This is a genomic window from Halobacteriovorax sp. CON-3, assembly GCF_043196995.1.
Lineage (GTDB): Bacteria > Bdellovibrionota > Bacteriovoracia > Bacteriovoracales > Bacteriovoracaceae > Halobacteriovorax_A.
The window spans coordinates 336,347-357,881 of the sequence record NZ_JBEBNA010000001.1 but is presented as its reverse complement, the minus strand read 5'-3'; the positions used below and the strand labels follow the sequence as shown (position 1 = coordinate 357,881).

The window sequence follows — 21,535 nt, the reverse complement described above, 5'->3', positions numbered from 1 at the left end:
GTTTATAAGATCCCGATAAATCCTTCATGTCATACCTAGATCTATGTAGTGAATACAAGAAATCACGTGAGCTCTTCTTCAAGACTCACGACGATGCCTCTCATTTTGCAACAATCCTATTTAAAGGTTTTAAAAATCATTTAGGAATTGCTGAGAATGAGTATGACTTAATCAAGCTTGTCCCAACGATTCAGTTTAGTGAAGAAGACGAAGGAGAATATTTTTCACCTATTGATGAGGACGTTTCCTATACACCTCACGGGGCCGTAAAGCTTGCTGAAAATGGTTATTGGATTTTTTCTATCCTACTTAGACTTCACATGGATGGTAATAAAAGCATACAACCTGCAGAGAATATTAAGTTCGACTTTAGCTATAAGAAAGTACAGGAGACGATTTACTTTAAGTATGTGCAAGATAAGCCTGATATGCAGATCAAGTCCCAAGAGTTAGAAAGCTTCTTAGCGGAGAGTGTGTATCCAGAAATGGAGAAAACAGTGGTGGACTTCTATCGTAGCCAAGTAAAGTTTTTTCAACATGACAGAAGTCTAGAACGAAAGATTGGGCTTATCCCATGAGTGAAACTTAGAAAATTGGCAGCTTTTTCCGCTTTAGTCGCTATCAAAGACAACTCTCCTGTAACACAAAATTTAAGGCCAATAAATATTCCAATTACTTAGCTTCGTAACTTTAAAAGAAGCTAAAGCCGTCTTATTATCATTATGAATTGATACTCTAGAACTCTAAACGAGGTTAAGATTAAGTTATTGTTTTATTAAGGGGGAGTTCTTGAAATATACAAGATTATTTGTATTTGTTGCGATTATTATCTTAGGACTTAGCTCATGCTCAAATCCATCTCGTAGGCCACTTGAAGTTTTAGATCACGAAAGACTTATTAATGTAACTGCTTATCGATCTTTTTCTATTGATTATTTTAGAATGTTGGCCAATGTGAAATATCAGTATTCTCAAATCCCTGTATCAAAATACCCTGAGCTTAAAAATAACCCGGCCTATTTATATTATAGTACTTTGGATGCCGATAAATTATATGCAAAGTATAAGCAAAATCTCAAGTCAAAAACGAAAAGGGATGAGACTTATAGTTTCGCTTATAAGCTAAGTGATTACCCTGCTTGGAAGAATTATGATCATAAACGAAACTTCTATAATAACGTGAATACGAATGAGATTGTTAACAGCTTCAAGAAAGTTGACCAAAAAGCAAACAAGAAGAAAATTGCATATGCCAAGAAAATCCTAGAGCTAGAGCTTTCTTTTAGTGTTGCTGATGAAGTTCTAAAAAGAATGACTGATAAGATTCCTGAATACGAAACAAAAACATTTCTAAAGATTAACTTCTCTAGCATGATGAAGGTTTCGAGAGAAATTTCGTTACCGTATTACTTTCTTGTCATCAAAAATATCAAAGATGAAGACATAGAGAAAATTATCAAAATCTATGAAGGTCCAGAGTTTAAACTCTACAAGAAGGTTTTAATTGATACGATCATAACTGACCTGGATGAATATAAGAAAAAGGGACAAAGAAATGAAGTCTAAGCTACTACTTTTTATCATATTATTTTCATCACTATCTTGTGCAACAAAGAAGCTGAGCGCTGAAAATGAGGCCCGCTATAAACGCGATAAGAGTCGCTATGCAAAGATTTTGGTCATCCCACGCTATTATAATGGCAATGCTGATGGGAAACGTAGTACGAAGCCTCTTGGTGTTTCGCTAGGACTTAATCCGGTCGAGCTTAAGGACTTTGAAATCTGTAGCTTAAAAAGTTGTAAGAATAGAAAGGAAAGTCGCAGGCTTAAGATCACAATAGAGGTCTATCAAGAGGCCGGTCCTGCTTCATTTCTATCTGCTATGACTTTAACAGTTATTCCGGCCAAGGAAACCACATGGCTTAGGGCCACTACAATCGTTGAAGATGCTAAGGGCAATGAAATTGATCGCTTTAGTGTTGCCGATGGACTCGAAACTTATTTTCAGCTGTTCTTCGCTTTCGCTATGCCGTTTCAAATCAACCCGTCTGATGAGGTTGTGAACAATCTAGTCGAGCGCAGTCTAAAGGTTGCGTATGATAAGAAGCTTATTTAGTTAAAAGGGTCGCCCCTAAAGTAAAAACTTACCAATTAAGACCTGTCCGAAGATTTGGTTATTAATTCTTAGTTGTTGTACTTGAAGGCTCAGAGTTTCGGAGTTGCTGATATACTTTTCTTGAATTTGTTTTTGAGTTTTATTTGTCAGTTGAAACTCCTGCTTTAGCTGAATGACTCTATTATTAATAAGACGACATTCTTCACTAGTAAGTGAAATATCTTCGACATAGTCGAAGCTAAAGTTTTCTACACTTATTTCACATGCGTAAAGAGCTTGCTGAGTAAGAAGGGATATAAAAATAGGTAATATTAATTGTCTCATAAATCTTGTGTAATTGTGTTGCTCTAATTCTCTATAGTTAGATCAAAAATGTAAATGAAAAAGCATCTAGCTGTACGAGTAGTTATGTTAAAATATAGGAATGAAAAAAGTATTATTTGTTTGTTTCGTTTTCTTTTTCAATGACAGCGCTTTTGCAACAGCATCTGGGCCAGACTTCCTCGAGGTTGAAATCAAAGGCAAGAAACAGGTCGTGAAGAATCTTGGGTGCTATAAAAAGATCTGTAAGGTTTTATATAAAGATAAAGAGTACACTTTTCCTATATCAAAGACACGAGAGGCTACAGAGCCAATGGCCCCTACATTTGACTGTCAAAAAGCGACGTATAAGGCCGAAACTCTAATTTGTGAAAAGAGCGAACTTGCTAATCTTGATCGTCATATGGCCATCGTCTACAAAGATTCACTTCGAGTCGTGAAAGGTCTAGATATTGACTCTAAGTCCGAACTAAGGAGACTTAAGGCCATGCAAAGGGGCTGGGTCAAAGGACGTAATGATTGTTGGAAAGCAAGGGATCTTTATTCTTGTATTGAGCATAACTACAAATATAGAATCTCTTATCTTCAAACCAAGTGGGAGCTTTTAAAGCCTCATGAAACCTATGGCCTTATTTGTGAGAAAAACCACGCTGAAGTCGTCATAAATCGCTATAAGACGAGCTACTATAATTCGATTAAGGCCGAATATGGTGATAAGTCTTTTGTTCTAATTGAGAGTAAAACCAAGAATGAATATATTGGCGATGGAAAGGCCATCACTATTGATTCAAAAACTGGTCTGATTTCAAAATCGAGCTTCGTTCAATGCAAATATTGGACAAGGGTTAAAGTCACAAAATAATAAAATCGTACGCTTATCAAGTGATTCTCTAACATTCCTTAATATAGCGTTATTGCTTACAATTGAGGTCATTTAGACCGATATGGTGCTTACATATATTAAGGGAGAGTTATGAAAATTATGAAATTAATGACAATTGGCGTTTTAGTATTAACTGCTATTTCTTGCTCATCAATTCAACGTGTAAGTTCTAATACTTACAAGTGTGAGGCAAATGCTATTTTTGGATCATGTGAAGAGAAAATGAAACAAAGTTGTCCGGATGGTTATAAAGTAGAATCTCAAGATACATCGTATGGTTTCGGAGGACATAAAGATACTATCTATTATAGCTGTCTTAAGTCTTAAAGATACGGCCACATAAGTGGCCATATTTTTTAATTAAATAACCGGCTTAAACCTTACTTCGTCGAGTACCTTGTTTAACTCTCCAGTTATGAAGTCTTGATTTAGCGTACTTTCAAAAAGGATATAATCCTTAGGCTTAAATTCAACCTTATTGTTAATCTTAACTTCTTTGGTCTCCACAGCGCCACCTTCGTATGACATCTTCTTCACTTTAAAAGCAAAGTCGAGTGAAAGCTTATTATCAACACAAGACATTCCAAGATTCATGGCCTGAATACTTGTCCAGTCTTTGATGTCAGGCGGAGTGATTTTTGCTTGAATCATTCCTGTCTTATTTTTAAGTGGTTTAAATTTGAATTTAAGAAAATTTTCAAAGATTTCAATGAAGCTCAGAATATTCTTATTTGGAAGGATATCAAGCTGAAGATGGCCACACTCAAATGGTGTTTCAATATCTCCACAGATAACATAAAGGGAAGTGGCCTTCTCAGTAATAAGGCAGTTTTCAGCTAGTTTGAAGCTAAAACTTGTCTGCTCTCCGCTTGTTTCAAATGTTTCAATAACTTTAAATGCCGCTTCGTCCTTGGCCTTAAACTTCTTTATATTCACTTCACACAGGTGGATACCTATTTTTGATAGATCGGCTTCACCGTGGGCCTTAATCGAAAGCTCTCCATTAATCTGGTCGCCCTGCGGCCAGCTCTCGCCAGCAAGCTCTAAATTCAACTCTAATGGTTTTAAGAAGAAAGTCCCTCTCATAATATATGCCTTTTCTTTATTTAGGTTAAAAATACTATTCTACTTCAAATAGGAGGAGGACGCCACCTGGATTCAAGCTGTTATATCCAACTAAGTTTGTTGTAAATTTCGATGTGAATGGTTATAGTAAGATTGAATTTATCAGGGTGGTGCTTTTATGAATATAAAAAGAATAAATAATGAAAACTTTGAATCTGTCGTATCTAGTGAAAGAGGCGTTTTCGTTATCAAGTTTTATTCTGATACCTGTGGCCCATGTAAATCAATGGCACCTGTCTTTGAAGCCTTAAATGAAAAAAATCCAGAAGTGAATGTTTATGAAGTAAATACCATGGAGAGTCCTGAGATTGCGGATCACTTTGGTGTTCGTGGAGTTCCATACACGGCCATTTGTGAAAACCGAGAAGTTCTTTATGACTTCACAGGACTTACACCCCTAGGGGAAATTCAATACGTGATAAACAATATCAACGATTCACACTTTCGTTTAACAGGTGAGTTTAAAGTACCGGAGACAAAGAAGAACTACTTCTTTGAAGCAATCGTAATTAGTTTACTAGCAGTCTTTGCTTTAGCTATCTTTTTTGCGTAATTTATAAGGAGCGAAGGTAAATCTTATTTTACGTATTTACGGTGGGTTAATGTTTTTCTCAAATTAATTGATAAAATTAAGCTGAAATATCTCTCTTGATTGTGTTAAAATTCATAAGGTGAGGCAGTGCTACGAACACTGCCCCCAAAGACTAGTTAATCCATTCAAGAATCAGAACGACAAGTTCTAAAACGAGAATGATTAATCTAATCACCCTTATGAAGTCCTCCATAACTTCTCCTTTAACCTAAAGGGCCTCCTTCATTAGAGGCTGAGAAACACGGTGGACTTCATTTATCTAATTGAATCAAGACGAAAATCGAAATTAAATGTTGTTGTAACTGAAGACTAATTCATTTATGGAATTATGCTCTTAGAAGGAATAGAGGCATTTTCTTTATGCACGGTCAATGAAAAGTCGCATGGAATCAATAATTAAAATAAGATGATTAGGGGAATATAAACTTTTCATTAAGTTTACTAAGCAACGAGAAGTTTGCTACTTATTGCTTATGAAATCTATCATTTTCACCTTTTTCTCCATTCTTTTGGCCACGCATTCGTTTGCTGCAAATGATTGTGCTGATCTAAGCGACGACTGTGCATATTACAGCTGTATAGAAAAGGAGCGAGTATGTGGAAAGCGTGGTTATCCCTTGGCCTTTGGGCAAAAATATTGCAATAAATTCGATTCTAGGGTTGAGAAGTTTTCTGAAGATGGTAGGAAGTGGATTCAGGATGTTAAGGCCTGCCTAATCTCGGGCATGAATGACATTTCTTCTGAGTCTAGTTGTAAGGAGTTTAAGAAAACGGCCATCTCTCACCACGTTCCTTGTTATCTGAGTGCAGGCTACTGTGAGCTTAGCAAAGAAGATAAGAAGCAGGTTATAAAGATTGTCAGAGCATCGGCCTGGAGACTTGATATCATTCTTGCTGGCTACCAAGTTATTTCAAGCTGTTTAAATGATTGATAATTGCTCTTTTAAGCACTTAATCCACGCCTGTGCATTTCGTGAAAGAAAGTGATTCTTCTTTGTGACAAGCTTAAGAGGGAAGTGAAATGTCCCCTTTGGATATAATCTTTTAAGCTCTTTTGCCTTGATTTCTTTTTCAACCATAATTGACGGAAGGATTGAAACCCCTAGGCCTTGTAAGACCATTTCCTTGTGTGACGTTAAGCTATTTGATGAGATAGTAATCTTAACGTTCTTATAATCCTTATTCATCTTAGAAATTGTCGGGTATTTCTTCGTTGTCACATCATCTACTTCACGTGAGCCAATGAATGATCGTATAACGTCCAAATTCTTATGCTCAGAGGCCTTAATAACTAAATCATAGGGAATTGATGCAACTTCCTCTAATTCAAGTTTGTGGGCGTATTTGGCCATCTCTGGCGTATGAAAGAAGAGTCCAAATTCAAACTCTCCGTCTTCAATCTTATTAAATAAATCAGATGAGAAACTTGTAAAACACGCTGGTTGTACCTGCGGATATTCACTAAGGAATTCTTTTAAGATTCCTGGGACAAAATGTGCTGAGATCGGCTCACTAGCACAAAACTTTAAAGGGCCTGAGCATTCAAATTTTCCGTCGCTAGCTATATTTTCGATATCTTCAACTGTTTTAAAAATAAGGTCACATTTGGCATAAATCTCTTGACCAATATCAGTCAGGGTCGTCTTTCTCTTTTCACGGTTTAAGAGCTTCACACCAAGCTGATCTTCTAATAGGGCCACTGTTTTACTAATCGAAGGTTGCTGGACGTAGAGCTTCTTAGATGCCTTTGTGAAGCCTCCATACTTGGCGACATAGTAGAAATGTTTCAAATGACCTAATTCCATAGGATTTCCTATTATTCATATTAGGAATGATAATTATATTTATTATATATTATATCTATTGAGTGGTTTCAACTATAAATACTTCAACTTGTAACTAATAGGAGAGTTTATGAAGTTTTTGGCCGCTTTATTTATTGTAAATTTAATAACTTTTACGAATGCATATGCATCAGGCTGTTTTGGTTATAATGAGTATGTAACTTCAGTTAGACCAGGGTATCTCATAACGGCCAAAGTCTATCGTGAAAGCCTGCAGATCAAGAGCGTCTACACTAATATTTCAAATATCGTATTTTGGGCACAAGTTAATGATGAAAAGGTCTTCTTTCAGTCGAAATTTATGGAGCCTTCGCTAGCGCAAAAAGCTTATGATTTCATCACTAACAGATTAAATGAATCACTGGAGTTGATTGCACAATTTAATGAAGTAGAATTTGAAATCTATGATGACTGTGATGATTACCGCGAATATGTCACACGAAACCAATACGTAATGAATATAGATTTCAATGGATATACTGCCATTGAGTTTAAGAATTTGTAGGGGAGACAGGCCGTTAAATATATAGACATAGCTAAAAACATTACAAATATGGCCTTTGGTCAGACTACGAGAAATATCGTTCGATTGATGTGTGTAAGTAGAAAGAAATTAAATTTTAAACGATATATTTAAGGCAGAGATTTTTCTCTGCTTTTTTTATCACTAATAAAGCGCTCTTGGTAAGGAGAGTGGTCGTATATTAATTAAACAACACCAGTAAAAGCTTCAATAGATATCATTGTAATCAAGTAATACGCTATTATTTAACAAAATTGAGGAAGTTATATGTCTAAGTTGTTAAAAATTCTACCATTACTTACGCTTGCTATTTTAAGTACTGGCTGTGGAAAAGATAGCGTCAATACTAATTTAAATCAAATTATTGCAGGTAATAGTGTTATAGGTAAGGATGATAGAAGAGTAAGTGCAAATAATCTCCCCCGCAGTTTAAGCAATAGAGTTGGCCAGTTAGTTTCAACAATTCCCTTAAGGAATTCTATTAGTACTTCTACTTGTACAGGTTCTCTCATTGCAGATGATTATGTTATTACGGCCGCTCATTGTATTATGAGTCTGAAAATATACATTAAAACTGATACTATTTTTTATCCTGGGCAGCTAACGAGTGAAAGTACGCCCGAAGGTGGCTTCATTGTTACTCAAGCCTATATTCTAAAGGAATATTTCGAAGAAGATTTAGAAACAGTAGATCCTAATACTGATATTGCGATCTTAAAAATCAAAAAGAATTCTCGGGGTGAATCTGCTGGTAGACTGCTTGGTGAATTTCAGATGACAGCTGATGGACCCACAAAAAAGACTGATGAAATTCTGACAATTGGTTATCCTGGTGATCTAATAATAGGAACTCAGTACTTTCAAAAAGATTGTAAGGTTAATAATCGTTTCTTTAATAGAAGTAGTATTAAGTTTGAGTGTGATACTTATTTAGGTCAATCTGGAGGGCCACTTCTTAGATATAACCAAAATTCTCATGATTATGAAGTATTTGGTATCGTTAGCTCAGAGTTGCCTTCGATTAATCTTGGTGCAAAGATCACAAACTCTAGACTCGAAGACTTTCAAACAATCATAAATGGTGGAGTTCCTGATAAAAAATGGATGAAATTCACTATCAAAGGAAAGTAATTATTATAGGCCGTATTTATCTGCTTCAATAAAAATAGTATCACTCTCTAAATGTTTATCATTAGGAGAGTGTTTCATGAAAATTATGCAATTTTCTGTAGTTACAATTTCATTACTATTTTCGATGCGTATCGTAGCACAAGACAGTTGCTCAAGTGTAAACGAGGTAACACAGGAACAATTTGATTGCTCAATTGAAATCCTTAAAAACACAGCAAGTAACACGAAACTTTCCCAAGTAAAGGCGCTTAATCTTTGCCGAGAATATTCACTAGATATTGAAAATATAAAGTGTGGGGTAGATCTATCACCACGAGATATTAAAGCGGGTATTGAATTATGCTTAAATTACACACGTGATCAACTAGAGTGCGGGAAAGATCTGAATAAAAAAGTTTCAAATTTAAATATCAAAGAAGCTGTAAGCTACTGCGCAAGCGAGAGTCAAGAAGATATAAACTGCTCATTAGATTTATCTGATAATAACTCAATATGGATACCTAATTCATTTAAGGATAATTTAGCAACTTGTAAGAAGTATTCAGGTGAAACAATTGAGTGTGCAGTTACGACGAGCGCACTTCTTTCGACTTACGGTTTTAATTACAATCTAATGTTATGCCATGAGTATGATTATGAAACAGTGAAGTGTGTCGGAAATATCTCTAACGAATCATCATTTGGAAAACTTATTACTCAATTTTTTGATACTGCAGCTCTTTGTAAGTCACAAGGAGAGAAAGTTATCCGCTGTGCAGTTAAATATGCTGAAGATAATTCTTCAGTAACAGATTTAGTTAGTACAAAAAAATTGAAAGAAAATCTGAAGAAAGGGTTTGTTCGATGCAATATGGTTACTCAGGTTCTATGATTAAAGATAAGAAGCTTTTTAAATTTTTGTTAATTACTTTTATTAGTGGTTTTCTTTGTCAGGGATTATTTCTTTATTATAAGAATAGTTTATTCCTAATTATAGCGATGTGGACTCCTGCGATTGGCCTACTGGGACTTGGTGAAGAAGCTAAAGACGTTATTAAAAATCTAAGAGTTTTTTCTTTTAAATATATGGCACTCACGCCTATCGTTGCACTGACGCCATACATCCTGTCACAGCTAAGTTTTTATATGCTTGATTTAGGGTCATGGAATAGCGAAAGCTTTGTTTTGAGTCCCGACTTTTCCAGAATAGCTGAAGTTAAAAAGATTGGTTTAATGCTAGGGACAGGTGAGCAGTCATATTCATTCCTTGCTTTGAATCTATTTATAACAATTCTAATTGGAACTATTCCAACAACAATTATGGCCACTCTTGGAGAAGAGATTGGATGGAGAGGGTATTTACAAGATACTTTAACTAATAAGTACGGCTTTTTAAAGGGAACGCTTCTCGTTGGATTGATTTGGGCATATTGGCATATTCCTGCAAACCTAGGAGGTGTAAATGGTGCAGAGAACGTTTTTCTGACTACTTTTATTACTTTCCCTTTAATTATTATTTTTATGAGCTTTGCCCTGGGGTGGTTTAAAATAAAGTCTAATTCAATTTGGGTTTGTGCTGTTTTACACGGAATAAACAATACGGTCTCAGGTATTTATCTAATAAGGCCATCTAATCCAAAAACTGGTGAGTACATTGAAATGATATTTAGCATTTTGGTTGGGCTAACATTTATAGTTATAACAATTATGCAAAATAAGAAGTCAAGCAAACAATATAGGCAAGGCCAAAGAGTTCAGTTATAGGATTCTGTGGCCTTGCCTATGTTGAGTTAAAAATGCTGAAGATAATTCTTCAGTAACAGATTTAGTTAGTATAACAAGGTTTCAGCTGGTTACAGGTTACTTGAAAAAATAAAAGGTATGCTAAAATTCATAACCTCTCCTTTAACCTAAAGGGCCTCCATAGTTGGAAGCTGAGAAATTCGGTGGACTTCATTTATCTAATTGACTCAGCATAAAATAAGGATTTAAAAATCGAAAGATTGATGATTAATTTAGAAACGAATTAAAACACTCTTTTTTGCCTCTCTTTTACTCTATTGGCAATCTTATCTTTTAGTTCTTGTTCATCCTTAATACTCCATTTATCAAAGTATACCTCATTAGGTGTCGCTCCCTTAAATGCAGAATGAGGGATGTTTAAATTGTGTTCTTTCACATAGTATTTTACTTTCATCTTAAACTTGGAGAGTGACCGTATCTTTTGATAGTAGAGATAGTTATTTTTCATCGATCTGAATAATGACTCTATCATTGAATTTGAAAAACGCATGTCAACCTTTGCGATAACTCGATTGATATTCTTAGCAATTAGTAATTTTTCAACATGTCTATTTACGTTTTCAGGGCCACCATCCATCATTAGGTTTCTATCATTGTAATAGTTATTGAGCTTTTTTTCTGCATCTTTAATTGTTTCGACTGTTGATAGAGCTCCAATAGATTCAGTTATCTTGTAGTTAATGATGTATCTTGAGAAATTATCCATAATAACTTGTAGATATATTGTTTTTCCGTGGATTTTGAATTGTGTAACATCAATATGCCAAATTTGATTTACATAATCGGCCCTGATGCCTTCTTGATATTCTTTCTTGTATTTTGGAAGCTGATTTCATCTCTTGATGCCAAAGACCTTTGCATATTTATACCATGTTTGTTTTGAGCATATAACGTCATCATTTTTAGTGCATGATAGAATAGGCCATGAATAGGGAAGTGCATGTATCTTTGAGACTCTAAATAGTTCTTAAGTTTGTACACTTCTGAGTTTGTTAATTGATTGCTTGTTTTTCGAAGAACGTAGCCGTCCTTATTTAACTTAGGAGAGAATTCACTTCGCCAACGATAGTATGTTGGCTTAGATAAGCCGATTATATTTAAGCAATCTCCAAGCTTGGCATAAGGCAAGGTTTCTTCAATCGCCTTTATCATCTTTTGCCTTTTACTTGAATCTATAACTTTATCAGAGTTTTTATTCAATGGCGCAATTCTCTTTATTTTATTGAGCAATAATCTTAACTGCCTTTCTGTTTCAAGCTGTTTTTTTAACTCACATACCTTATTGAAAAGATCCATTTCTATAGGCGTAATGTCTTCTAGTTCACTGATTTTATTCTGGCTCGACTTAATCCAATGTTTGGCGGTATTTCGAGGGATTTTTAGTGAGGGAAAGAGTCTTATATCTTTTAACTGAGAAATCATAAACTTCACTTTACTTGGATACTTCTTATAAGACATAAACACTCCGGTGAAATTAAACTTATTTATACTAGTTTACGATAAGAAGTTATAACATTCAGGAGATGATACATTATTCGTGTCTTGATAAATTTCGCCACTTACGGTCTTGAAAAATAAGTACGTTAATTAGGTAGAGGATTATGACTACACACATAGGGGACATATTTGCAAAACTGTTTATTTTGGGTTCGAATCCCGCCATCTCCACCAAACGCAAATATTTCTGGTAAAGCTATTATTTCCGGTAGTGCAAGAGTCTTCGGATCATCTAATGTCAGTGGAAGAGCGATTATACGAAATGATGCTAGTGTTTTTGGAAAAGCTGTTATTAAAGATTCTGTTCAGGTCTTAGATTCTTCGAAAGTGTACGGTAATGCTATCGTTGGTGGAGCAACTATTCTAAAGAATAAAATAAGAGTGTATAATAAAACTATAATTAACAAAAAAATGAAAATTTACTCTCAGCAGGGAGATTTGAATGAATAAATTAATAATAGTCAGTTTAGTTGCTTGTTTATGTTCTAGCGTCTATGGACGTGATCTTTTGTATGGAGCTTTTGAGCAAGAGTATTCTGGCAGCATTAAAGCACAAATTGATAAAAATATATCCGAATTCAAGACAAAAGCCGATAAGATAGAGAAGCAATATGAGATATATATTTCTAGCTGCGTGAGTAGTCTGAAAAAAAATCAAAACCTTGAAGAGTATACAGACTGCGAAAGGAGGCAGCGTTATTTATTTAAGAAAAAGTTTGGAGAGAGTCCTGGCTATATCATTTCTAAAATTGATTTGAATATTGAGAATATCTATGTCGCTAATATATTTAAGAGCGCTAAAGGAAAAGAGTCTATTGGGAAACTAGGAATTAAGTTTGAGAAGGAACCTGGTGCAAGGGATGGAGTTCAAGTTAAGATATATGTAAAGCTAAAGGGTGAGCATTTCTCTGATTTTGTGTTTACATATGGAGTAGTAGAAAAGTTTGAAAATGGGCGCGTAAAACTTTTATCAAATCAATCTATGTGGATAAATGTTGATGATGTGAAAGAAGTATTTAAATTTAAAGACGATATATTTAAACTTACAAGGGAAGAGTTGAAAAAGAAGTACACTATTGGAAACAAATGCTTATCATGCCAGAACTCAAAGTATCGATGTATAGATTGTTGTGGAGTATATGATCTTACAGACGATTCTCTGCGTATGGACCATGAGGACGTGGAAGCAGGTGGCTCAGCTAAAATTTTAATAAAAGAATTATTAAATGAGAATGGTGAGTTTGACTGTTCTGTACATTCAACAAATTAAATTTTCTTAGTTTTTTGAGATAGTAGCTCTTGAGCAACTATCTCAAAAAATATAAACTGATGAAAATATGTCTTAATTAAAAACTATAAAGTGTAACAAAACTCTTTTCCTTTTTTAGCATAAGTGGTTAAGGGCCCTTCTCGTCAGGAGCGGTTAACCGTTCTAAATATCTCCATAGAATTAATTCATTCTTAATTAACTTACTAAAACTCAACATTCCTTAAGTTATTCATGGTGAATAACTGTTAAGTATTTTCAGTTATATACACAGGCAATGGTGAATAAAATCACTATTTTCTAGCAAAGGCGACATATACGCGCTACAAAAAATTTTAGGACATAAGAATATAACTAATACTTATATATATTCACTAAATTCTTACATGGCGAAATGTAAGAATTTAGTGAATATATAGATTAAAATCGTGTTGCATTGTGACTAAGCGGTTCTTAAGCGGTTGTAAAATACTTGAGCGTTGATAACTGATTGATATAAATAGGGGAAAATATTTTATATCATATAATATCAGTTATATGGGGTAAGGCCATATTGTAACTTATGATAATGATTATAACCCCAATCTTTGCTGTGTTCACCTAGGCAATTTTTAGCACATAAAACGCGACAACTTGGTCGCGTAATTTATTTGAAGCTCTTAGAATCCATTTTAGAACGTCACTTTTTTCGTATTATTTCTAGCGACAGAAATTTGTTAGTTGATATAACTTCTCACATGCTCTGGCCGCTGAGAAACAATCTGACATTTCACGTGAGATAAACATCTGTGATCCACATGAAACTTGGCCTAGGTCTTCAACGAAGATTTCGTGTGTTTTTTCTTCAACTAAACGGCCTTTGAAATATGCGCTCATTTTTATGATATTTTTGCCCGTGTGTAGCACAGGTTTTTTTCGCAAGTTTTTCTGCCAAAGATTCAGTGATTTTTTGGTACGCTGACTAGTCATATCGTAACGGAGAGTTTTTGATTTTTTTCTGCCTTTTTCGTCCGTGTATGACACGACGATTTTATCGGCCTCTAAATTTTGCCCCACAATGAAGTCTTCAAATCTTACGGGATATAGATGTCGCGTTTTACATCCGAAGGCCTTTACGGCCTGATTTGAGCCGTTGTCGCATTTGATGCCAACACCACCAATTAATGTCGCAGCTTCGTAGGTATTTTGCACCGTATTTTCAAAATTTAGTGCGTATGAGTAACAGCTAAAAATAGCTGACAAAATGATTAGGGAAAGTTTCATGAAAAATCCTTCTTTTATAAAACAATAAGTAAGCAAAAATTATTTCATAAAAGAAGGGGATTTTTCAATCACTATTTTAGACACCAATTACGATATCATCGTCACCAGGTGCTTGTTTGATTTCAAAACATTCGACGCGGTATAGGTGGTCGTTTGACTCTCCTAGCGATTTGCGATTTTTAGCGCGGTCATAATGTCTTTGACTATATAGAACACGGGCCGAAATAGGCCATCTAGCATCTAATATATCAATTGCATGATCATCGGTTTCAACAACAGACCATTTCAAATAGCCATTTCCACCAATAATAACGTTAGAAAAAAGTGCGCGGCCATTGCCATAATCCATTAGCATTTTAAGGTCTGGACCCATGATATTATTATATTGCTCGTGAAATACTGAGTTAATTAGACGTCCAGCATAAGCACGATATGAGACTGGATTGACCTTCTTTTCAAAGATGTCTACTTGGCAACGAAATGCAATGTGATTTGTCGTTCCAAAGTCTACGGTTGCTGCGATTGTTGAAACTGCTGAAATAAGCGTTAATGCAATAGAGATTTTCGTTAAAATCTTCATTTGTCCCCCAACTGTAAATAATATTTAACAATTATTATGCAATTGGAGGCGAACTTTATAGTTAAGAAAACTTAAGATTTACTTATCTGTTGGGTTTAAATTTAGGTATAGATTCCCACGAAATAGGGTCATGGCACCACTAAGCGTATCCCCTACCTGATACTTGCAATTAGTCCCTACGTAGCGTACACCTCTAAGCATAAGCTCACTCTCAGATAGCGGGTTTAAGTAGCTTCCCATCCATACATCGGGGTATTTCGTGCGAATATGACAGCCGAAGTCTGTTGCTATTACTTCGGTAATCTCAGCGACTCCCTGGGCCTCTTCATATTCATAGTCATACTGATACTCGTAGCGCTCGGACTGATATGACTTAAACCAACAATTCGGTCTTGGTTGATTTAAAAGACCAGCTTTTAATGTATCCACGCGGCATTGGCTTTGTGGGTAATCATTAAAGATTGTCACTTTTGAAACATGATCTGACTTAGAATTGATATTGCTTCCAGGATAAATGACAGAAGCATCTCTAATGGCACTTAGGCCTCTTAGGCATAATTTATCTTGTTTGCACTCAAAAAGGTTCTCAGTGCTAATACCGGCCATCTCAAAGTTATCAGAGCTATTTGAGGCAAAGTATTTCTTTAAGCATTCATTAGTCGCAAAATAATCCGATTGGGCCTCACTTGAGTATTTTTGAGTTGGCATCACTTTCGGATGACCACCGATAATATGGCCAACCTCATGACATGCAATAAGGGCAAAAGCATCTTTTGTAAGCTTGTTTTTGCGAACAAACTCCCCGTGAAAACTAAAGCGCACAGATTCAGAGTGTCTCTTATAACCAACTGATGCATTTAGGGTTTTGGATTCCCAATTAATATCGACTTGGCGATTCTTTCCCTGTGGTAATTGCTGGTCGTAGATACTTAGGACACTCTCGATGACCTCACGAAACTCTCCCTCTGAAGTGATCACACTAGAGGCAAGTAAATTAGTTGAAATTAGTGAAGTAAGTGCAAGTAGGATTGTTTTCATTTTATTTATATAGCAGATAATCTGAACGCAATGAGTAATGTTGAAATCTATATATAGTGGTGTACAGATTTTGTTGATCTTAAATAGTGCCTAAAATCCCCTATTTTGACCCTTATATTGACTCAAATTTAACAATATTCGCTATTCCTAAGTCATATTCTTTCCCCTATAATGTGTCTAATTACTTAAAAATGCGAGGAAATATGTCAGTAAACGGCGTACCATTTATTACTTTAAATCGCTTTGAAGACGGGTTTCGTGAAGAATTCCTTTCAGGCGTTGAAACTTTATTTGATAACACACAATTTATCGGTGGACCTCAAGTTAATAAGCTTGAAGAGAAGCTAGCAGCTAAGACTGGAGCTAAGTATTCAGTTGGTTGTGCCAATGGAACAGATGCGATCCAAATTGCTCTAAGAGCAAGTGGCGTTGAAAAGAACGATGTTGTTCTTGTTCCTGATATGACGTTTTGGGCGACTTTTGAGGCCGTTGTAAACGTAGGTGCAAACCCTGCAACAGTAGACGTTAGTCGCGAAACTCTTCACTGGGATAAGGAAACTTTCAAGGAAGCAGTTGAGAAATTTAAGCCAAAGGCCGCTATTCTTGTTCACCTATACGGTTGGGCATGTCCAGATACGATGGAAATCAGACAAATTGCTGAAGAAAATGGCGTTATGCTAATTGAAGACGGTGCTCAGTGCTATGGGACGACAATCAATGGAGAATCGATTCTAGGAACTGCTAAGATCTCAACGACAAGCTTCTACCCTGCAAAGGTTCTTGGGGCCTCTGGAGATGCTGGAGCAATCTTTTCAAACGATGAAACTCTTATCAATACTTGTCGCACGCTAATTAATCATGGGCGTACAAGTCACTATAGCCACGGCCTAATTGGTTGGAACTCAAGAATTGGTGCTTATGAAGCATTATTTCTAAACCTATCGCTTGAGCATATCGATGCTAGACTTGACTCTCGTCGTAAGGCAGTTAAGTACTACCAAGAAAATCTTCAGGGCCTGCCTCTTAAGATGCAATCAGTTCCTTCTCACGTAGGTGAAAACGGTTACTGTAGTGTTGCCCTTATCGAGCCTGTACTTAGAGATGGACTTACAGCTGCTCTTAAAGAAGCAAATGTAGGATTTGGGACAATTTATCCAGGTGCCATGAGCAAGCAAGAAGGTGCTCCTGCACACAGTGTTGGATCAATTGATCACGGTAATGCCGATTATATTAGTAAAGCAGTTTTAAACCTGCCATGTTTCGCCTATATCACGGAAGAAGAATGCGAGTACGTTTGCCAAGTTGTAAAAAATTATTTTTCAAAATAATCATACTAGGGGCCGTTATTGCGGCCCCTGCTTTTTCTAATGGGAGAACCGAAAGGATCAACGAATTAGAAAGGCAAAGAAGTAAGAGGCCAGCACCTACTAATCAAGTAGGTCTTGGAACAAGTTTCTCTTCTTCACTCTATAAAGTTGGAGATAAATTCGACATTCCTGTCGTTCCTTCAATCAATTACAATTATAAGAGATTTTCATTTCGCGGAATCGCGGCAAGCTTTCGTTTATTTCCCCTGACAAGCCTAACCCTAACTCCAGACTTCAACAAAGTCGAGGCCGAGGCCGGAACATATAACGATGGGCTAAAAGAGCGTGATCGTTCTCTTGATCTAGGTCTAACATTCATTCTGCCATCTAAGTGGTTTATGACAAGATTTAGCTATACTCACGATATCAGTGGGCGCTCAGAGGCCAGCAAGTACTACGTATCAGTCTCTAAGGCATTTCCAATTGAGCCTTGGAAAGGTGAAAAGATTGTCCTTATTCCAGGTATCACATACTCTCAGTACAGTGATAATTGGAGCCGTTACTATTTTGGTGTCTCGAGTGCTGAAGCACGCGCAGATCGCCCTGAATATACTCCAGAGGCCTCTCATCAGCTAAGTGCTAGGCTTATTGTAAATTACCCTATTGGCAAGAAATACGTGCTTAATAGCTTCTATTCGTACACGAAGTATTCTTCTGCAGTAGAAGATAGCCCCTTAACGAAAAGAGGCTATCGTGAAAGTATTTTTCTCGGTCTAAATTATATTCTTGGAGAGTCTACTCGCTAGATACTTAAATCTAGTCAAGAAACTCGAAGGCCTTCTGTGCAAAGAGTGCATCAGGTAGGATATAAAGCGTCCAGTCTGTGATATCACCATTAATAATCTTAAGGTTATTCTTCTTATAACGTTTATTATATAAGCGGTAGTATGGCCCAATAAAACGCTCATCAAGTTCAGCTAAAACCCTGTGTGCATTATCTGCATAAGAGCTAACGCTACTTGGGTGCTTAAGATCACTTATTCTCGTTAAGGCGTCTCTTAAGACCTTTGCAGCAGTTGCAATTTGCATAAGCTCGGCACCTGTTGTTGAGTAATTATCTGCATGAGTGTCCTCGTCATTTAAGACTGAAAGTGCATTGTAGCTATTAATAACCTTCATAAGACGATGCTTTAGTGAAAGCTTTGTGATGTCACTATTATAAAAGAGACGATCATATGCCATTAAGAAATCAGCTGGCGTCTTAAGCTTTCCATCTTTCACAGATTGAGAGATCTCATTGGCCTCTTTCATGATCAGGTAAAGCTCATGCTTATCAACTGTTGATGGATTAAAGACCATCTTAAAATCAAAGTTTATTGTCTCACTTGGGTAATCGATCCCAATACCAATCTTGCGTCCTCTAAAGTCTTGATCTTGCACAAGAAGAAGATCCCATACAGGGCCTGCAAGGCGTGGATTTAGTTGTAGTAAGATATCTTTTTTCGTCGTAAAGACTTTTAGATAATTATTAAGAGCGAAACCTGCAAGAGTTGCATTTCCATTTCTTTCATCTGTAGGGTTTAGCATTGGGCCTGCAATCTTTAGAACAAGCTTTTTAAGATTTGAGCCTACGATACCATTCTTTAGATTCACATCCCCTATCATGGCATTTAAAATTGATCCAAATAGTCCAGCATTCTTGGCCGTGCGACCAATTGATTCAAGCTCAATCTTAAGGAGTGTATTACCTAAAAAGATCTCATCTTCATTCTTTTCAAGAAGATCCTTCTTATAATCCTTTAAGGCCACAGCATGAAGCTTGATTCTGGCACTAATTGATGAGCGGTTATTTTCAATAACATAATTCTTGTCTTCGTTGCCAAAGATATTATTAAAGACTCTTGCACCAAACCAGCGCTTCTTCTTTTCAACTTGATTAAGGGCGATTGATAAGTATAGCTGATTATCTCCCTGTGATCTTACCGTTAGATCCTCAAGGATATTTACGCTTCCTTCTTCAAGGGCAGAAAGTTGTGCCTTTGCATCCTTCACTTGTGGCGCAATAGAGGCCGTAAGAATTGAGTTAACCATTGATTCAAATTCTCTAAGATTGATCTTAAATGAATAATCAGTAGGGCCTTCGTTATTTAGGTCACCTGTCGTTCCCACAAAGTTTAGGCTATCTTTCTTTTCTGGACGACTATAGATATGAGATAAGAAATCCTTTGTTCTCACACCGTGTCCAATGGCCAGATCAATATAGGTCTTATCCATTAATTTATCGAAGATCGGCTCAATATTCCAAACTTGAACATTATTTTGAGCATAGAGAATCTTTTCACTTAGAATTGTTGGGTCTAAGTTAATCTGAAGTCTTCCTGTGCGACGATCGATTCCTAAAATATTATTAAAGAACTCCACAAGATTCTCTTCAGTCATCTCTTCAGGAATCGAATTAAATGGACTTTGAAGATCAAGCTTTTTAACAGCAATGATTTGTTCTTCAGTCTTTACTGTCTGAGTACGCTGAAAGTTTTCTTTGAAGCTTTCTAACTTTTCAATAAGCTTTCTTTTTACTTCGGCCTCATCAACAACCACTTCGTCTTCTTTCGTCGCAAGTGGATCACTAATCAGGTAAGTCTTTAGGATATTTGCTGTTGCAAGCTTCGTAAATTCTTCAAGAAAGTATCCCTTGTCTGTCTTAGGCGTTAGATGGATACGCCCTTGACCGCTACCAAGAGTTGCATCCTTAATATCAAGCTCTAGAACACCTTTATCTCTCATATACGTATAAAGAGAAATCTCAAATGGAACAGAGTCTCCATAAGTTTTGCTATCTAGGCGAATATCTGGATTATTAAAGTCAATTCCTTCACCTTCAAGTCCCATTTCAAATAATGAATTAAGTTCAAGATTCACACGTCCTCTTAAGATTACTCCAGGTAAATGAGGAGCAAGAACGACATCTAATTCTTTAAATAGTGGCTCTTTATCAATCAGTTTGAAGTCGCGGAAGAAATTAGTAAATTGTGAGACAGCATTTTGTGAGATACGAGAGTTCACAAATGGCATCTCTGGGCCTTTGCGTCCTCCATTTCGAGTTTCCATATCCACAACGTGTCTAAGCTTTAGATCCGCAATAGAAACCCTTAGAAACTCATCAGCTTGCTCAAAGAATTTAATATTAGCAAGCTGTGGCTCATCAATAAAATAGAGATCCTTAAGGCTTAGTGCTTTTCTCGCCTTTGCAATAGATGTTTTTAGTATCTCATTAATGATCATTCTTTCGCGATCATTCCAATTATAGATTCCTGTTGCCTCTAAAAATCTTGAATGCATTTTGGAGAGTCTAAGCTCTGTCTCTGCATTAAAACCATATGTCTTATATTCTTGTTCACGAAGTTTTTTAAGCTCATCAGCAGCAACTTTTCCTTCTGCCTTAACGCCTTTAATATAACTTAGCGAAGGGTTACCAATTCCACCTTCAATTAAGAAAGATGCCCCTTGCTTTGTTCCTTTTAATTTCTTTGGCCCAATATACCAAACCTGAAGATTCTCAAGGTCGCGGTAACGAGTCAGGCCGGAGAGTTTCATAAAGTTAAAACGCAGACGTACTCGGTTATCTTTTAAAACGATTTCTTCGTTATCAAATAAATCTTTAATGACTTTAGAAAGATCTTCATCAGAATAATCTGTTGGGGCCTTATCGTCGGCCATAAAGTAATTAAGCAGGCTTCGGTTTCTTAAAAGTGCCGCCGTCACATTTGTTACAATATGCATACCATTTGTATAATCAACATCATCTAAGACAAATTTTTCAATACTGAGCTCAACATATTGGCCACGTACATATGGAGGAAATCCTAGAACGAGTGAGATTGAATGTTCATTTAAGAGCTTATCACCGGCCTTGTCTTCCATTGATAAGAGCATTGAGTCTGGAATAATCACAGTGGCATCAAGGTGAAATGTGCGATTAATTGGATCGAGATCGATCTTCGTAATTTCTTTAAAGCTTCCTTTTCCATCACCAACAAGCAGATCTTGTAAATCATAGCGCAGAAACTTAAGAGGCCACTTAAGTGAAACCAGTGCTTCTTCATTTCCCCATTCTTCATCGGCGCGGGAATTGATCGGTCCACTGTGCATTGGCCTGGCCAGCACTTGTGTCGAAAAAATAGTCACTGTCAAAAGAATTGCTAGTAGAAATTTAGATTTAAACACCTTATACCTCTCTCAATGATTTCTTAGGGGTATATGATGCAA

Annotated in this window: 24 protein-coding genes; 15 read left to right on the top strand and 9 right to left on the bottom strand. The window is 36.2% G+C overall.

Annotated elements, in window-relative coordinates:
* Positions 1–26 precede the first annotated feature (26 nt).
* From ABMA72_RS01620 to ABMA72_RS01610, 3 genes are all read left to right on the top strand, one after another.
* Positions 27–578 carry a hypothetical protein gene (locus ABMA72_RS01620; protein WP_392860709.1) on the top strand — a complete coding sequence of 184 codons (552 nt, stop codon included), beginning with the start codon at positions 27–29 and terminating at the stop codon, positions 576–578.
* 211 nt (positions 579–789) lie between these two features.
* Positions 790–1,566: a hypothetical protein gene (locus tag ABMA72_RS01615; RefSeq protein ID WP_393055686.1), complete on the top strand. Its 777-nt coding sequence runs from the start codon at positions 790–792 to the stop codon at positions 1,564–1,566.
* Positions 1,556–2,116, top strand: a complete 561-nt coding sequence (locus ABMA72_RS01610; protein ID WP_393055683.1) for a hypothetical protein — start codon at positions 1,556–1,558, stop codon at positions 2,114–2,116. The genes ABMA72_RS01615 and ABMA72_RS01610 overlap by 11 nt, the downstream gene beginning before the upstream one ends.
* Positions 2,117–2,131: 15 nt before the next feature.
* Here ABMA72_RS01610 and ABMA72_RS01605 read toward each other — a convergent pair whose 3' ends face one another.
* Positions 2,132–2,440, bottom strand: coding sequence for a hypothetical protein (locus ABMA72_RS01605; protein ID WP_393055680.1), 309 nt, complete (start codon positions 2,438–2,440; stop codon positions 2,132–2,134).
* 100 nt (positions 2,441–2,540) lie between these two features.
* Here ABMA72_RS01605 and ABMA72_RS01600 point away from each other — a divergent pair, with 100 nt between their 5' ends.
* Complete coding sequence (locus tag ABMA72_RS01600) at positions 2,541–3,299, top strand: lysozyme inhibitor LprI family protein (protein WP_393055677.1); 759 nt, start codon at positions 2,541–2,543, stop codon at positions 3,297–3,299.
* 111 nt (positions 3,300–3,410) lie between these two features.
* Positions 3,411–3,647, top strand: a complete 237-nt coding sequence (locus tag ABMA72_RS01595; RefSeq protein ID WP_392860704.1) for a hypothetical protein — start codon at positions 3,411–3,413, stop codon at positions 3,645–3,647.
* 33 nt (positions 3,648–3,680) lie between these two features.
* Here ABMA72_RS01595 and ABMA72_RS01590 read toward each other — a convergent pair whose 3' ends face one another.
* Positions 3,681–4,406 carry a hypothetical protein gene (locus ABMA72_RS01590; RefSeq protein ID WP_393055675.1) on the bottom strand — a complete coding sequence of 242 codons (726 nt, stop codon included), beginning with the start codon at positions 4,404–4,406 and terminating at the stop codon, positions 3,681–3,683.
* Between the two features lie 157 nt (positions 4,407–4,563).
* On the opposite strand from ABMA72_RS01590, the gene ABMA72_RS01585 reads away from it, so the two are divergent.
* The gene (locus ABMA72_RS01585; RefSeq protein ID WP_392860700.1) at positions 4,564–4,998 is read left to right on the top strand and encodes a thioredoxin family protein; all 435 of its coding nucleotides are present in this window, start codon (positions 4,564–4,566) and stop codon (positions 4,996–4,998) included.
* 512 nt (positions 4,999–5,510) lie between these two features.
* Complete coding sequence (locus ABMA72_RS01580) at positions 5,511–5,969, top strand: hypothetical protein (RefSeq protein ID WP_393055672.1); 459 nt, start codon at positions 5,511–5,513, stop codon at positions 5,967–5,969.
* Here the strand turns inward: ABMA72_RS01580 and ABMA72_RS01575 are convergent.
* Positions 5,958–6,842 (bottom strand): LysR family transcriptional regulator, encoded by an 885-nt coding sequence (locus ABMA72_RS01575; protein WP_393055669.1) that lies wholly within the window; start codon positions 6,840–6,842, stop codon positions 5,958–5,960. The genes ABMA72_RS01580 and ABMA72_RS01575 overlap by 12 nt on opposite strands.
* Before the next feature lie 109 nt (positions 6,843–6,951).
* Here ABMA72_RS01575 and ABMA72_RS01570 point away from each other — a divergent pair, with 109 nt between their 5' ends.
* From ABMA72_RS01570 to ABMA72_RS01555, 4 genes are all read left to right on the top strand, one after another.
* Positions 6,952–7,386 carry a hypothetical protein gene (locus ABMA72_RS01570; protein WP_393055667.1) on the top strand — a complete coding sequence of 145 codons (435 nt, stop codon included), beginning with the start codon at positions 6,952–6,954 and terminating at the stop codon, positions 7,384–7,386.
* Between the two features lie 285 nt (positions 7,387–7,671).
* Entirely contained in the window at positions 7,672–8,535 is an 864-nt protein-coding gene (locus ABMA72_RS01565) for a trypsin-like serine peptidase (RefSeq protein WP_393055664.1), read from the top strand.
* A gap of 76 nt (positions 8,536–8,611) precedes the next feature.
* A complete protein-coding gene (locus tag ABMA72_RS01560; protein WP_393055661.1) occupies positions 8,612–9,406 on the top strand; it encodes a hypothetical protein in 795 nt (264 codons plus the stop codon).
* Positions 9,403–10,278 carry a CPBP family intramembrane glutamic endopeptidase gene (locus ABMA72_RS01555; protein ID WP_393055659.1) on the top strand — a complete coding sequence of 292 codons (876 nt, stop codon included), beginning with the start codon at positions 9,403–9,405 and terminating at the stop codon, positions 10,276–10,278. The genes ABMA72_RS01560 and ABMA72_RS01555 overlap by 4 nt, the downstream gene beginning before the upstream one ends.
* A gap of 262 nt (positions 10,279–10,540) precedes the next feature.
* On the opposite strand, the gene ABMA72_RS01550 is transcribed toward ABMA72_RS01555, so the two are convergent.
* Together ABMA72_RS01550 and ABMA72_RS01545 are read right to left on the bottom strand one after the other, a co-directional pair.
* Positions 10,541–11,041 (bottom strand): integrase core domain-containing protein, encoded by a 501-nt coding sequence (locus ABMA72_RS01550; RefSeq protein WP_393057071.1) that lies wholly within the window; start codon positions 11,039–11,041, stop codon positions 10,541–10,543.
* A gap of 50 nt (positions 11,042–11,091) precedes the next feature.
* Positions 11,092–11,739 carry a hypothetical protein gene (locus tag ABMA72_RS01545; protein WP_393055656.1) on the bottom strand — a complete coding sequence of 216 codons (648 nt, stop codon included), beginning with the start codon at positions 11,737–11,739 and terminating at the stop codon, positions 11,092–11,094.
* 204 nt (positions 11,740–11,943) lie between these two features.
* Between ABMA72_RS01545 and ABMA72_RS01540 the strand changes: the two genes are divergently transcribed.
* The gene (locus ABMA72_RS01540) at positions 11,944–12,264 is read left to right on the top strand and encodes a hypothetical protein (protein WP_393055653.1); all 321 of its coding nucleotides are present in this window, start codon (positions 11,944–11,946) and stop codon (positions 12,262–12,264) included.
* On the top strand, positions 12,257–13,084 hold the full coding sequence (locus ABMA72_RS01535; RefSeq protein WP_393055651.1) for a hypothetical protein: 828 nt from the start codon (positions 12,257–12,259) through the stop codon (positions 13,082–13,084). Before ABMA72_RS01540 ends, ABMA72_RS01535 begins: the two co-directional genes overlap by 8 nt.
* 696 nt (positions 13,085–13,780) lie before the next feature.
* Here ABMA72_RS01535 and ABMA72_RS01530 read toward each other — a convergent pair.
* The 3 genes from ABMA72_RS01530 to ABMA72_RS01520 form a co-directional block, all read right to left on the bottom strand.
* Positions 13,781–14,344: a hypothetical protein gene (locus tag ABMA72_RS01530; protein WP_393055650.1), complete on the bottom strand. Its 564-nt coding sequence runs from the start codon at positions 14,342–14,344 to the stop codon at positions 13,781–13,783.
* A gap of 76 nt (positions 14,345–14,420) precedes the next feature.
* Positions 14,421–14,924 (bottom strand): hypothetical protein, encoded by a 504-nt coding sequence (locus tag ABMA72_RS01525; protein WP_392860688.1) that lies wholly within the window; start codon positions 14,922–14,924, stop codon positions 14,421–14,423.
* 78 nt (positions 14,925–15,002) lie between these two features.
* The gene (locus ABMA72_RS01520; RefSeq protein WP_393055647.1) at positions 15,003–15,962 is read right to left on the bottom strand and encodes a hypothetical protein; all 960 of its coding nucleotides are present in this window, start codon (positions 15,960–15,962) and stop codon (positions 15,003–15,005) included.
* Between the two features lie 203 nt (positions 15,963–16,165).
* Here ABMA72_RS01520 and ABMA72_RS01515 point away from each other — a divergent pair, with 203 nt between their 5' ends.
* Together ABMA72_RS01515 and ABMA72_RS01510 are read left to right on the top strand one after the other, a co-directional pair.
* Entirely contained in the window at positions 16,166–17,290 is a 1,125-nt protein-coding gene (locus ABMA72_RS01515; RefSeq protein WP_393055644.1) for a DegT/DnrJ/EryC1/StrS family aminotransferase, read from the top strand.
* On the top strand, positions 17,245–18,075 hold the full coding sequence (locus tag ABMA72_RS01510) for a MipA/OmpV family protein (RefSeq protein WP_393055641.1): 831 nt from the start codon (positions 17,245–17,247) through the stop codon (positions 18,073–18,075). Before ABMA72_RS01515 ends, ABMA72_RS01510 begins: the two co-directional genes overlap by 46 nt.
* A gap of 10 nt (positions 18,076–18,085) precedes the next feature.
* On the opposite strand, the gene ABMA72_RS01505 is transcribed toward ABMA72_RS01510, so the two are convergent.
* Positions 18,086–21,493, bottom strand: coding sequence for a hypothetical protein (locus ABMA72_RS01505; protein WP_393055639.1), 3,408 nt, complete (start codon positions 21,491–21,493; stop codon positions 18,086–18,088).
* Positions 21,494–21,535: the final 42 nt, after the last annotated feature.